The sequence below is a fragment of the Salmonella sp. K21076 genome (assembly GCF_039650795.1).
Lineage (GTDB): Bacteria > Pseudomonadota > Gammaproteobacteria > Enterobacterales > Enterobacteriaceae > Salmonella > Salmonella enterica.
The window spans coordinates 1-13,467 of sequence record NZ_JBCLYA010000042.1; the positions used below are offsets into that span (position 1 = coordinate 1).

A 13,467-nucleotide genomic window follows, 5' to 3' on the forward strand; every position below is an offset into this window, starting at 1 on the left:
GTCGAGCTTCATGGGATATCTGAAGGGTAAAAGTAGTCTGATGCTTTACGAGCAGTTTGGGGATCTAAAATTCAAATACAGGAACAGGGAGTTCTGGTGCAGAGGGTACTATGTCGATACAGTGGGTAAGAACACGGCGAAGATACAGGACTACATAAAGCACCAGCTTGAAGAGGATAAAATGGGTGAGCAATTATCGATCCCTTATCCGGGCAGCCCGTTTACGGGCCGTAAGTAACGAAGTTTGATGCAAATGTCAGATCGTATGCGCCTGTTAGGGCGCGGCTGGTAAGAGAGCCTTACAGGCGCATCAGAAAAACCTCCGGCTATGCCGGAGGATATTTATTTAGTCGTTATTGAGTTAGTGGTCATATTGTCGCGCCCGTAGCGACGCCATCCGTACGTATTATCCCGCCCGATCTCATAAACGCCTGGAGTGACTAAAAGACGCCATGGGGTGAGGCATCGCCCTGTAAGAGGCATAAAAAAAAGCCGACCTGGCGGTCGGCTTTGTATCAGCATTTACATCATTCTACCGGCTGTGGGCGTGTCGCCGGGGCGCTGGCGTGACGTGTGGCGCTGTGTCCGCCTGCTGCGCCTTTACCTTCAAAGTGGAAGGAAGGGCGCTGCCAGTCGCTATGGTGCGGGGTTTCCGGCACATATTCCGGCGCTGGCGCACGCGTCATCGGCGCGCTGGCGTGGTTATGATCGTCAACGCAGACAACGTCCTGCGGCTTTTCCACCACCTGGGCCGGTGCGATAACGGTTTCTTCTGCCGTGTGCTCCACAACAGCCGCTTCCGCTTTTGTCTCTTCTTCTGGCTCGACAACGACAACATCAGCTACGTTTTCAGCCACCGTAATGGACGCGTCGGCGGTTTCTGCTACCGGTTCGGCGTCAGCAATAACCTCTTGCGCTTCCGGCGTATCGCTTTCGGCAATCAGTTGCGGCTGTTCATCAACCGGCGCGGCAATCACTTCCGGATGCGTTGTCTCGACCTTGACGACTTCCGGCGCCTGTGGTTCGGCGACGGTCTGCGGCTCAACGGCAACGTTTTCTACCGCCTGTACCGACGCTTGTGGTTCGAGCGCTACGGTCGCAGCGATAACCTGCGGTTCAGCGACAACCGGTTGTGGCAGCGCCAGATCTGCTTCACGCTGCTCTTCAACAACCTGCGTTTCCTGAGGACGGACAATCGGGTAGCGGATCCAGACTTTACCGGACGCCATTTCTGGCGACGCGCAGGCGACGGTTAACGGCATCGGCGATTGTGTCGGGTAGCGCTCGTCACGATAGCGACGGCGACGCTGACCGCTTACGCGCAGGTGGCGCGGAGAACGGCGGGAGCGACGCGGCATACCGGTATTATCGCGAGGTTCTACGCTATCATCCTGCTCCGGCGCGATATCGGCAACGACAGGTAAATCAACTTTCGCCAGCTCGGTACGCGGCGCTGGAACGGGCTGTTCAACGTTTTCAACCGGGCGTGGTTCGTCGACGACGACCGGCGTGTCAACCGTTTCAACCACTGTGCTGTTGGTAAAGCGGACTTTCTGATTAAGCTGACGTTGCTTACGGCGCGGCTGAACCTGCTGAACGCGTTCTTCCTGCTCGGTCTCCTGGACAGGCTGTTCTTCGCGGTTAAGCGCTTTTACTTCCTGCTGCGCCTGGCGTTTGTCATCATTGCGGCGGCGGCTGCGTTCGCGACGCGGCGTCTGTTGCTGCTCATCGCCGGTTTTCACTTTTTCCGCCGTTTCCTGCTGGCGGGTATCGCGCGCTTCCGCATTTTGCTGCTGCGCCTGGCGACGGTTACGACGATTATCGTCGCGGCTCTCGCCGCCGTCACGTCTGGCACGGTTATCACGGGTGTCGCGGCGTTCGTTACGATCGCGACGGTTGTTCTGTCGTGGCTTGCGACGATCCTGCTGACGCTCCGCTTTTTCTTCCGCTTTCGGCGCGGCTGTTTCGACGGTTTTCGTTTCTTCACCGCTGAACAGTTGTTTCAGCGCGTTAAGGAAGCGGCTAAACAGACCCGGCTGGGCAGGCTGCTCGGCGGCAACATTATCCTTTTTCGCCGTGGCAACGCTAACCGCCGGTTCGACAGGCGTCGGCGCCGGAGGCACATCTGGCATAGCGAATGTCGCCAGCGCAGGCTGTTCCGGGCGTTTACGCTCGGCGTACTCTTCTTCAGAAGGCAGCGCCATCGCTTCTTCGTGCAGCTTCGGCAGCATGTAGCTCAGGGTCGGCGTTTCTTCCCCTTTGCGTACGCGTAGCACGGAATAGTGCGGCGTTTCCATCTGATCGTTCGGGACGATGACACAGCGGACGCCATCCTGACGCGTCTCAATAGCGTTAACTGCCGTCCGTTTTTCGTTAAGCAGATAAGAGGCGATCGGCACCGGAACAATGGCATGGACTTCCTGCGTATTCTCTTTCAGCGCTTCTTCTTCAATCAGGCGCAGAATGGACAGCGACAGAGATTCGTTATCGCGCACGGTGCCGGTACCGCTACAGCGCGGACACACGTGATGGCTGGATTCGCCCAGCGACGGGCTCAGGCGCTGACGCGACATTTCGAGCAGGCCGAAGCGGGAAATATGGCTAATCTGAATACGCGCCCGGTCCTGACGCACCGCTTCACGCAGGCGGTTTTCTACCGCGCGCTGGTGACGTACCGGCGTCATATCGATAAAGTCGATAACGATTAGGCCGCCCAGGTCGCGCAGACGCAACTGGCGGGCAATCTCATCGGCCGCTTCGAGATTGGTGTTGAACGCGGTTTCTTCGATATCGCCGCCGCGAGTTGCGCGGGCGGAGTTGATATCGATAGCGGTTAACGCTTCGGTGCTGTCAATGACGATGGAGCCGCCGGAGGGCAGGCGCACTTCACGCTGGAACGCAGACTCGATCTGCGATTCGATCTGGTAATGGCTGAACAACGGGATTTCACCGGTGTATAGCTTAATTTTGCTGCTAAAATCCGGGCGGCCCAACGCGGCGATATGCTGACGCGCCATTTCCATCACTTTTGGATTGTCGATTAGGATTTCACCGATATCCTGACGCAGATAGTCGCGAAACGCGCGTACGATGACGTTGCTTTCCTGATGGATCAGGAACGGCGCGGGACGGCTTTCAGCGGCTTTCTGAATGGCTTCCCAGTGTTTCAGGCGGAAGCTTAAATCCCACTGCAACGCTTCGGCGGATTTACCCACGCCCGCGGTACGTACGATAAGCCCCATCCCTTCAGGAAGTTCCAGGCTGGCCAACGCTTCTTTTAACTCGGTACGATCGTCGCCTTCAATGCGACGGGAGATACCACCCGCGCGCGGGTTATTCGGCATCAGTACCAGGTAGCTGCCCGCCAGACTGATAAAGGTGGTTAACGCCGCGCCTTTGTTGCCGCGCTCTTCTTTATCGATTTGAACAATGACTTCCTGGCCTTCGCGTAACACGTCTTTGATGTTCGGGCGACCATGAGCGCTGTAGTTAGCGGGGAAATATTCGCGGGCAATTTCTTTTAACGGGAGGAAACCGTGGCGTTCTGCGCCGTAATCAACAAAAGCCGCTTCCAGGCTCGGTTCAATACGGGTAATTTTGCCTTTATAGATGTTCGCTTTTTTCTGCTCGTGTCCGGGGCTTTCTATATCCAGATCGTACAGACGCTGCCCATCTACAAGGGCGACGCGCAACTCTTCCTGCTGAGTCGCGTTGATTAACATTCTTTTCATCGTAACTTACTCATTATTCTTACGTTGACGACTAAGCTGCGGGCATGGTGACGCCTTACCGGGCATGAACCGATGGCCTCGTGACTATTTCGCGTCGCCAACCTCACGGTTATCGTCAGCTCAAAGAGGCGCAGAGTGTCGGTTGCCTGTATTTCATACGGAAACACAGCGCAATTATCAGGGAAGCAGCCTGGGCATTACTCTCCAGAGAAGATCCTATCTACCGGTAAGGACTGCAACCCGCAGCCCGCTAACTGTCTGAAAAATCAATACGTCTTACGCCATTGCTGCGTTGATGATCGGTCAGACAAAATGGGTTATTCCGCTAAACTTTTTGTTTTAACAAGTTTCGGTGCGGAAACCGCATCATTATTCCACTGCTAACCTTGTTATAGCAAGATGACTTTTACCATTTATCACCCGCTTACTCACAGTTTTTTCACCAGCGCGAGCCAATCGCTTTAATAACCAGCAAAACCGCAGTGAAAAATGTTCATCCACTGGCGTAGACGTCTCTATAAGCATAGAAAAATGTGTGGCGCGAATCTCACAGGCTATTTAGAATCGCCCCCCATGAAAACAGAAACGCCATCCGTAAAAATTGTTGCTATCGCCGCTGACGAAGCGGGGCAACGCATTGATAACTTTTTGCGCACCCAACTGAAAGGGGTACCAAAAAGTATGATTTATCGCATCTTGCGTAAAGGCGAGGTGCGGGTGAACAAAAAACGCATTAAACCGGAATACAAACTGGAATCGGGCGATGAAGTCCGCATTCCGCCGGTTCGCGTTGCTGAGCGCGAAGAAGAGGCTGTGTCGCCGCATTTGCAAAAAGTGGCGGCGTTGGCGGACGTCATTTTGTATGAAGACGACCATATTCTGGTGCTGAATAAGCCTTCCGGCACCGCCGTACACGGTGGGAGCGGGTTAAGTTTCGGCGTCATCGAAGGGCTGCGGGCGTTGCGTCCGGAAGCGCGATTCCTGGAACTGGTGCATCGTCTTGACCGCGATACTTCCGGCGTGCTGTTGGTGGCGAAAAAACGCTCCGCGCTGCGTTCGCTGCATGAGCAACTGCGCGAAAAGGGAATGCAGAAAGATTATCTGGCGCTGGTGCGCGGCCAGTGGCAATCACACGTTAAAACCGTACAGGCGCCATTATTAAAGAACATTCTGCAAAGCGGCGAACGCATTGTCCGCGTGAGCCAGGAAGGCAAACCTTCAGAAACGCGCTTCAAGGTGGAAGAGCGTTATGCCTTCGCCACGCTGGTGCGCTGTAGCCCGGTCACGGGCCGTACGCATCAGATTCGCGTACATACCCAATATGCCGGTCACCCTATTGCGTTCGACGATCGCTACGGCGACCGTGAGTTTGATCAACAGCTTACCGAAGCGGGAACCGGTCTTAAACGTCTCTTTCTGCACGCCGCGGCGCTGAAGTTCACGCATCCGGGAACGGGCGATGTCATGCGCATTGAAGCGCCAATGGATAAGCAATTGAAGCGCTGCCTTGAGGTATTACGTAGTAAAGCCTGATGCGCGTTGCTTATCAGGCCTACAATCGTGTGATGCACCGTAGGCCTGATAAGACGCATCGCGTCGCCATCAGGCAGATTAATCAGGCATTCAGCGGGTTCATCTCTTCCCGTCGCAGCATCTGGCACAGGGCAATAAGCGGCAAGCCGATCAGCGTGTTCGGATCGCGGCCCTCTAAGCGCTCAAATAATGCAATGCCTAAACCTTCGCTTTTAAAACTTCCCGCGCAGTGCAGCGGATGCTCTTTACGGACATAGTCGTCTATTTCCGCTTCGCTTAAATGGCGAAAGTGAACGTCAAAAGGCTCCACTTCGGTTTGTAAGTGCCCGGAGGCGGAGTTATACAGTGCCAGTCCGGTATAAAACGTCACAATACTTCCGCTGGCTTTGGCTAATTGCTGACGCGCTTTTTCTTCCGTCAGCGGTTTGCCGGTGATTTCGCCGTCCAGAACACAAATTTGGTCGGAGCCAATAATCAAATGATTCGGGAAACGCGCGGCGAGCGATTGCGCCTTAGCCTGCGCCAGCCGCAGCACCAACTGACGCGGCGCTTCGCCCGGCATGGGGGTTTCATCAACATCCGGCGCGGCGCATTCGAAAGGAATCGTCAGCTTTTCCAGCAGCGCGCGACGCCAGGGAGAGGTAGACGCAAGGATGAGACGGGGCATATTTTTTCCCTCAGATATAGCGTAATGATGAGAGCCATCTTAAACTATGCTCTTCGGTCTTCAAGCCTGTCATACTGACTCGTCTTGAGCGAAAATAAGTCTGTAACCCGCAATGTGTGCGAATTATTGGCAAAAGGCAACCGCAGGCTGCCTTTTTCTTTGACTATATGACGTTACGAAGTTAATATGCGCGCCCTATGCAAAAGGTAAAATTACCCCTGACTCTTGATCCGGTTCGTACCGCTCAAAAACGCCTTGATTACCAGGGTATCTATACCCCCGATCAGGTTGAGCGCGTTGCCGAATCTGTAGTCAGTGTGGACAGTGATGTGGAATGCTCCATGTCGTTCGCTATCGATAACCAGCGTCTCGCCGTTTTGACTGGCGATGCGGTCGTTACGGTGTCGCTCGAATGCCAGCGTTGCGGGAAACCGTTTACCCATCAGGTTCACACAACGTATTGTTTTAGCCCTGTCCGTTCCGACGAGCAGGCTGAAGCACTGCCGGAAGCGTATGAGCCGATTGAGGTAAACGAATTCGGCGAAATCGATCTGCTGGCGACGGTTGAAGATGAAATCATCCTCGCCTTGCCGGTAGTTCCGGTGCATGATTCTGAACACTGTGAAGTGTCCGAGGCGGACATGGTCTTTGGCGAACTGCCTGATGAAGCGCAAAAGCCAAACCCATTTGCCGTATTAGCCAGCTTAAAGCGTAAGTAATAGGTCTTCCCCGCGGACGCAGGGATAAACCGTAATTGAGGAGTAAGGTCCATGGCCGTACAACAGAATAAACCAACCCGTTCCAAACGTGGCATGCGTCGTTCCCATGACGCTCTGACCGCAGTCACCAGCCTGTCTGTAGACAAAACTTCTGGTGAAAAACACCTGCGTCACCACATCACTGCCGACGGTTACTACCGCGGCCGTAAGGTCATCGCTAAGTAATCGCGCGATACTCGATGCCTTTTGCATCACAGGCGTGCCTGTGGTGTAAAAGCCGAAGAGTACAAGCGTGATAAAGCTTAGTGAGGATTTCTCCGCGTAAGCGGAGAACACCGAACCAGGCAGCGACGATACCTTGACACGTCTAACCCTGGCGTTAGATGTCATGGGGGGCGATTTTGGTCCTTCCGTGACGGTGCCTGCAGCATTGCAGGCACTGAACGCTAATTCGCAGCTCACTCTTCTTTTAGTCGGGAATCCCGATATTATCACGCCATTACTTGCCAAAGCTGACTTTGAACAACGTTCGCGTCTGCAGATTATCCCTGCACAGTCAGTTATTGCCAGTGATGCCCGGCCTTCGCAGGCGATCCGCGCCAGTCGCGGGACATCCATGCGTGTGGCCTTGGAGCTTGTGAAAGAAGGCCGAGCCGAAGCTTGCGTTAGCGCCGGTAATACCGGGGCGCTGATGGGGCTGGCGAAATTATTGCTCAAGCCTCTTGAGGGGATTGAGCGTCCGGCGTTGGTGACGGTATTACCGCACCAGCAAAAGGGCAAAACGGTAGTGCTTGATTTGGGGGCCAACGTCGATTGCGACAGTACCATGCTGGTGCAGTTTGCCGTGATGGGCGCCGTTTTGGCGGAAGAGGTCGTCGGGATCAAAAATCCCCGCGTGGCGCTACTCAATATCGGGGAAGAAGAAACCAAAGGCCTCGACAGTATTCGCGAAGCCTCTTTAATGTTAAAAACAGTCCCAACCATCAATTACATCGGCTACCTTGAGGCGAATGAGTTACTGACGGGAAAAACCGATGTACTGGTGTGTGACGGCTTTACAGGCAATGTCACGCTTAAAACGATGGAGGGGGTTGTCAGAATGTTCCTTTCACTGCTGAAATCACAGGGCGAGGGGAAAAAACGGTCGTGGTGGCTGCTGTTATTAAAACGTTGGTTACAAAAAAGCCTGACGAGGCGATTCAGTCACCTCAACCCCGACCAGTATAATGGCGCCTGTCTGTTAGGATTGCGCGGCACGGTGATAAAAAGTCATGGTGCGGCCAATCAGCGAGCATTTGCAGTCGCGATTGAACAGGCAGTGCAGGCGGTGCAGCGACAAGTTCCTCAGCGAATTGCCGCTCGCCTGGAATCTGTATACCCAGCCGGATTTGAACCGCTGGACGATGGCAAAGGCGTAAACCTGCGGGCGCACAGATAATATCGCTGTCTCCCCGGCGCCGCCAGCGTGCCAGACGTTTACAGGTAACGGTATATAACCGAAAAGTGACTGAGCGTACATGTATACGAAGATTATTGGTACTGGCAGCTATCTGCCCGAACAAGTGCGGACTAACGCCGATTTGGAAAAAATGGTTGAGACCTCTGACGAGTGGATTGTCACTCGTACAGGTATTCGTGAACGCCATATCGCCGCGCCGAATGAAACTGTCGCGACGATGGGCTTTACCGCTGCGAATCGCGCGATTGAGATGGCGGGGATCGATAAAGACCAAATTGGCTTGATTGTGGTAGCGACCACATCAGCAACGCATGCATTTCCAAGCGCGGCATGTCAGATTCAAAGTATGCTCGGTATTAAAGGTTGCCCGGCGTTTGATGTCGCGGCAGCGTGCGCAGGTTTCACCTACGCGTTAAGTATCGCCGACCAGTACGTTAAATCCGGCGTGGTTAAACACGCGCTGGTGGTCGGTTCCGATGTATTAGCCCGCACTTGCGATCCTGGCGATCGCGGTACGATCATTATTTTCGGCGATGGCGCAGGCGCGGCCGTACTGAGCGCTTCTGAAGAACCGGGTATTATCTCCACTCATCTTCATGCCGATGGCCGTTACGGTGAATTACTGACCCTGCCGAATGCCGATCGTGTAAATCCGGATAACCCGATTTACCTGACGATGGCGGGTAATGAAGTCTTTAAAGTGGCGGTCACTGAACTGGCGCATATTGTCGATGAGACGCTGGCGGCTAATAACCTGGATCGCTCAGAACTCGATTGGCTGGTGCCGCATCAGGCTAACCTGCGTATCATTAGCGCGACAGCGAAAAAACTCGGCATGTCGATGGACAATGTCGTCGTCACGCTGGACAGGCACGGCAATACCTCCGCGGCTTCTGTGCCGTGCGCGCTGGATGAAGCCGTGCGTGACGGGCGAATTAAAGCCGGTCAGCTGGTATTGCTTGAAGCCTTCGGGGGTGGATTCACCTGGGGCTCCGCGCTGATTCGTTTCTAGTATAAGGATTTAAACATGACGCAATTTGCATTTGTGTTCCCCGGTCAGGGTTCTCAGAGCGTTGGGATGTTGGCCGAGATGGCGGCAAATTACCCTATCGTAGAAGAAACGTTTGCTGAAGCTTCTGCGGCTCTGGGATATGATCTGTGGGCGCTCACCCAGCAAGGTCCAGCGGAAGAACTGAATAAAACTTGGCAGACGCAGCCGGCGCTATTAACCGCTTCCGTCGCGCTTTGGCGCGTTTGGCAGCAGCAGGGCGGTAAAATGCCTGCGTTAATGGCAGGTCACAGCCTGGGCGAATATTCCGCGCTGGTTTGCGCTGGCGTCATCAACTTTGCTGATGCCGTTCGTCTGGTGGAAATGCGCGGTAAATTCATGCAGGAAGCGGTTCCGGAAGGTACTGGCGGCATGTCTGCGATCATCGGTCTGGATGATGCCTCTATTGCTAAAGCCTGTGAAGAATCTGCCGAAGGGCAGGTTGTTTCGCCGGTTAACTTTAACTCGCCGGGACAGGTGGTTATCGCCGGGCATAAAGAGGCGGTAGAACGCGCGGGCGCAGCCTGTAAAGCCGCTGGCGCGAAACGCGCGCTGCCGCTGCCGGTGAGCGTGCCGTCGCACTGCGCGCTGATGAAACCAACGGCAGATAAGCTGGCGGTTGAATTAGCCAAAATTACCTTTAGCGCGCCAACGGTGCCGGTAGTAAACAACGTTGACGTGAAATGTGAAACCGATGCCGCCGCTATCCGCGATGCGCTGGTTCGCCAGTTGTACAATCCGGTACAGTGGACGAAGAGCGTGGAATTTATCGCGGCGCAGGGCGTTGAACATCTTTATGAAGTGGGTCCAGGTAAAGTCCTCACTGGTCTGACGAAACGTATTGTCGACACCCTGACAGCGTCGGCGCTGAACGAGCCGGCGGCGCTGTCTGCGGCACTTACGCAATAAAAGAGGAAAACCATGAGCTTTGAAGGAAAGATTGCGCTGGTGACTGGTGCAAGCCGTGGCATAGGCCGCGCAATTGCAGAGACTCTCGTTGCCCGCGGCGCGAAAGTTATCGGGACTGCGACCAGTGAAAATGGTGCGAAGAACATTAGCGACTATTTAGGTGCTAACGGGAAAGGTTTGATGTTGAATGTGACCGATCCTGCATCTATTGAATCTGTTCTGGAAAATATTCGCGCAGAATTTGGTGAAGTGGATATCCTGGTTAATAATGCCGGTATCACTCGTGATAATCTGTTGATGCGAATGAAAGATGATGAGTGGAACGATATTATCGAAACCAATTTATCATCCGTTTTCCGCCTGTCAAAAGCGGTAATGCGCGCTATGATGAAAAAGCGTTGTGGTCGCATTATCACTATTGGTTCTGTGGTTGGTACCATGGGAAATGCAGGTCAGGCAAACTACGCTGCGGCGAAAGCGGGCCTGATCGGTTTCAGTAAATCACTGGCGCGTGAAGTTGCGTCCCGTGGTATTACTGTCAATGTTGTGGCTCCGGGTTTTATTGAAACGGACATGACGCGTGCGCTGTCTGACGATCAGCGTGCGGGTATCCTGGCGCAGGTGCCTGCGGGTCGCCTCGGCGGCGCTCAGGAAATCGCCAGTGCGGTTGCATTTTTAGCCTCTGACGAAGCGAGTTACATCACTGGTGAGACTCTGCACGTCAACGGCGGAATGTACATGGTTTAATCACGATTGAAAAATATTTGCGTTATTAGGGCGAAAGGCCGCAAAATAACGTAAAATCGTGGTAAGACCTGCCGGGATTTAGTTGCAAATTTTTCAACATTTTATACACTACGAAAACCATCGCGAAAGCGAGTTTTGATAGGAAATTTAAGAGTATGAGCACTATCGAAGAACGCGTTAAGAAAATTATCGGCGAACAGCTGGGCGTTAAGCAGGAAGAAGTAACCAACAATGCTTCTTTCGTTGAAGACCTGGGCGCAGATTCTCTTGACACCGTTGAGCTGGTAATGGCTCTGGAAGAAGAGTTTGATACTGAGATTCCGGACGAAGAAGCTGAGAAAATCACCACCGTTCAGGCTGCCATTGATTACATCAACGGCCACCAGGCGTAAGTGAACATCTCCAGGCGGTCGTTCGACCGCCTGAGTTTTATCTTTTTGTCCCACTAGAATCATTTTCCCTCCCTGGAGGACAACCGTGTCTAAGCGTCGTGTAGTTGTGACCGGACTTGGCATGTTGTCTCCTGTCGGCAATACCGTAGAGTCTACCTGGAAAGCTCTCCTTGCCGGTCAGAGTGGCATCAGCCTGATCGACCATTTCGATACTAGCGCCTATGCAACGAAATTTGCTGGCTTAGTAAAGGATTTTAACTGTGATGACATTATCTCGCGCAAAGAACAGCGCAAGATGGATGCCTTCATTCAATATGGAATTGTCGCTGGCGTACAGGCCATGCAGGATTCTGGCCTTGAAGTGACGGAAGAGAACGCAAGCCGTATTGGCGCCGCTATCGGCTCCGGTATCGGTGGTCTCGGTCTGATCGAAGAAAACCACAGTTCGCTGGTAAAAGGCGGACCGCGTAAGATTAGCCCGTTCTTTGTCCCGTCGACGATTGTTAACATGGTAGCAGGCCATCTGACTATCATGTATGGCCTGCGTGGGCCAAGCATCTCTATTGCGACTGCCTGTACTTCAGGCGTGCATAACATCGGCCATGCCGCGCGTATCATCGCCTATGGTGATGCGGACGCGATGGTGGCAGGTGGCGCAGAAAAAGCCAGTACGCCGCTGGGCGTAGGTGGTTTTGGCGCAGCGCGCGCGCTGTCGACCCGCAACGATAACCCACAGGCGGCGAGCCGTCCGTGGGATAAAGAACGCGATGGTTTTGTACTGGGCGACGGTGCCGGTATGTTGGTGCTTGAAGAGTACGAACATGCAAAAGCGCGTAGTGCGAAAATCTATGCTGAAATCGTCGGCTTTGGTATGAGCAGCGATGCTTACCATATGACGTCGCCGCCGGAAAATGGCGCAGGCGCTGCGCTGGCGATGGTTAACGCGTTGCGTGATGCCGCGATTGAGCCTGCTCAGATTGGCTACGTCAACGCGCACGGCACGTCGACGCCTGCCGGCGACAAAGCTGAGACGCAGGCGGTTAAGTCAGTCTTTGGCGATGCTGCAAGCCGAGTGATGGTGAGCTCGACCAAATCGATGACCGGCCATCTGTTGGGCGCCGCAGGCGCAGTAGAGTCTATTTTCTCTATTCTGGCGCTACGCGATCAGGCCATTCCGCCAACCATTAATCTGGATAACCCGGATGAAGGTTGCGATCTGGACTTCGTGCCGCATGAAGCGCGCCAGGTCAGCGATCTGGAGTACGCGCTGTGTAACTCCTTTGGCTTTGGCGGAACTAACGGTTCCTTGATCTTTAAAAAGATCTAAGTTAAGCCAGAGACAGACATTAATAAAAAGGTCCGCTTGTCGGGCCTTTTTTATCAGGCATATCACCTCTTGTTCTGCGTTATTCATCCTGCCACACTAGCAGGCGACGGATAAGGAGCCACTATGTTTTTAATTAATGGCCATGCGCAGGATCAACTTGCTGTAAGCGACCGGGCGACGCAGTTCGGCGATGGCAGTTTTACGACCGCACGTATTGTTGATGGCAACATTTGCCATCTGGAAGCGCATCTTCAGCGCTTGCAGGTTGCCTGTGAAAAATTACGGATCGCTTTTAGCCATTGGTCGACCCTTCGGCAAGAGATGACAATGTTGGCCACAGGGCATGATTCAGGCGTGTTGAAAGTGATCATTAGCCGTGGTAGCGGCGGCCGGGGATACAGCGCCATGAATTGTCAGGCAGCTACCCGAATCCTCTCCGTTTCTGCTTATCCCGCTTATTATTCTCAGTGGCGTAAGCAAGGCATCACTCTTACCCTTAGTCCCATACCGCTTGGGCGCAATCCTTATCTTGCCGGATTAAAACATCTGAACCGCCTCGAACAGGTGTTGATTCGCTCTCATCTTGAGCAGACGGACGCCGATGAGGCGCTGGTTCTTGACAGCGAGGGATGGGTTACGGAATGCTGTGCGGCTAATTTGTTCTGGCGTACAGGCGACATTGTTTTTACGCCGCGTCTGGATCAGGCCGGGGTGAACGGCATTATGCGACAATTTTGTTTACGCCAACTGGCGCAATCTCCTTTCCAGGTTCTTGAAGTACAGGCGAGAGAGGAGGCAGTCAGGCAGGCGGATGAGATTATCATCTGCAACGCGCTAATGCCGATTATTCCCATACGCGCCTATCACGGGACGTCGTATTCTTCGCGAACACTGTTTCAATTTTTAGCCCCATTTTGTGAGCATCCGAATTAGTT

At 53.8% G+C, this 13,467-nt stretch carries 12 protein-coding genes and 1 pseudogene; 11 read left to right on the plus strand and 2 right to left on the minus strand.

Going from position 1 to position 13,467, the window contains the following annotated elements; genetic code table 11:
• Positions 1 to 238 (plus strand): annotated as a pseudogene (tnpA, locus tag AAYN39_RS11135) (IS200/IS605-like element IS200F family transposase); the annotation flags it as partial.
• A 289-nt stretch (positions 239 to 527) separates the two neighbouring features.
• On the opposite strand, the gene rne reads toward tnpA, so the two are convergent.
• A complete protein-coding gene (gene rne / locus AAYN39_RS11140; RefSeq protein WP_000827472.1) occupies positions 528 to 3,731 on the minus strand; it encodes a ribonuclease E in 3,204 nt (1,067 codons plus the stop codon).
• A gap of 573 nt (positions 3,732 to 4,304) precedes the next feature.
• On the opposite strand from rne, the gene rluC reads away from it, so the two are divergent.
• A complete protein-coding gene (rluC, locus tag AAYN39_RS11145; protein ID WP_000846324.1) occupies positions 4,305 to 5,264 on the plus strand; it encodes a 23S rRNA pseudouridine(955/2504/2580) synthase RluC in 960 nt (319 codons plus the stop codon).
• An 82-nt stretch (positions 5,265 to 5,346) separates the two neighbouring features.
• Here the strand turns inward: rluC and AAYN39_RS11150 are convergent, their stop codons facing one another.
• Positions 5,347 to 5,931 carry a nucleoside triphosphate pyrophosphatase gene (locus AAYN39_RS11150; RefSeq protein ID WP_001137608.1) on the minus strand — a complete coding sequence of 195 codons (585 nt, stop codon included), beginning with the start codon at positions 5,929 to 5,931 and terminating at the stop codon, positions 5,347 to 5,349.
• A gap of 197 nt (positions 5,932 to 6,128) precedes the next feature.
• On the opposite strand from AAYN39_RS11150, the gene yceD reads away from it, so the two are divergent.
• From yceD to pabC, 9 genes are all read left to right on the plus strand, one after another.
• Entirely contained in the window at positions 6,129 to 6,650 is a 522-nt protein-coding gene (yceD, locus tag AAYN39_RS11155; protein WP_001174492.1) for a 23S rRNA accumulation protein YceD, read from the plus strand.
• Between the two features lie 51 nt (positions 6,651 to 6,701).
• On the plus strand, positions 6,702 to 6,875 hold the full coding sequence (rpmF, locus tag AAYN39_RS11160; protein ID WP_000290727.1) for a 50S ribosomal protein L32: 174 nt from the start codon (positions 6,702 to 6,704) through the stop codon (positions 6,873 to 6,875).
• A 133-nt stretch (positions 6,876 to 7,008) separates the two neighbouring features.
• Positions 7,009 to 8,088: a phosphate acyltransferase PlsX gene (plsX, locus tag AAYN39_RS11165; RefSeq protein ID WP_001518286.1), complete on the plus strand. Its 1,080-nt coding sequence runs from the start codon at positions 7,009 to 7,011 to the stop codon at positions 8,086 to 8,088.
• Positions 8,089 to 8,167: 79 nt separating this feature from the next.
• Entirely contained in the window at positions 8,168 to 9,121 is a 954-nt protein-coding gene (gene fabH / locus AAYN39_RS11170) for a beta-ketoacyl-ACP synthase III (protein ID WP_000288151.1), read from the plus strand.
• A gap of 15 nt (positions 9,122 to 9,136) precedes the next feature.
• On the plus strand, positions 9,137 to 10,066 hold the full coding sequence (fabD, locus tag AAYN39_RS11175) for an ACP S-malonyltransferase (protein ID WP_000191346.1): 930 nt from the start codon (positions 9,137 to 9,139) through the stop codon (positions 10,064 to 10,066).
• Positions 10,067 to 10,078: 12 nt separating this feature from the next.
• The gene (gene fabG / locus AAYN39_RS11180; protein WP_000007236.1) at positions 10,079 to 10,813 is read left to right on the plus strand and encodes a 3-oxoacyl-ACP reductase FabG; all 735 of its coding nucleotides are present in this window, start codon (positions 10,079 to 10,081) and stop codon (positions 10,811 to 10,813) included.
• 155 nt (positions 10,814 to 10,968) lie between these two features.
• The gene (gene acpP, locus AAYN39_RS11185; protein WP_000103754.1) at positions 10,969 to 11,205 is read left to right on the plus strand and encodes an acyl carrier protein; all 237 of its coding nucleotides are present in this window, start codon (positions 10,969 to 10,971) and stop codon (positions 11,203 to 11,205) included.
• Between the two features lie 85 nt (positions 11,206 to 11,290).
• Positions 11,291 to 12,532, plus strand: coding sequence for a beta-ketoacyl-ACP synthase II (gene fabF, locus AAYN39_RS11190; RefSeq protein ID WP_000044667.1), 1,242 nt, complete (start codon positions 11,291 to 11,293; stop codon positions 12,530 to 12,532).
• A 123-nt stretch (positions 12,533 to 12,655) separates the two neighbouring features.
• Entirely contained in the window at positions 12,656 to 13,465 is an 810-nt protein-coding gene (gene pabC, locus AAYN39_RS11195) for an aminodeoxychorismate lyase (RefSeq protein WP_000478660.1), read from the plus strand.
• The last annotated feature ends 2 nt before the right edge of the window (positions 13,466 to 13,467 follow it).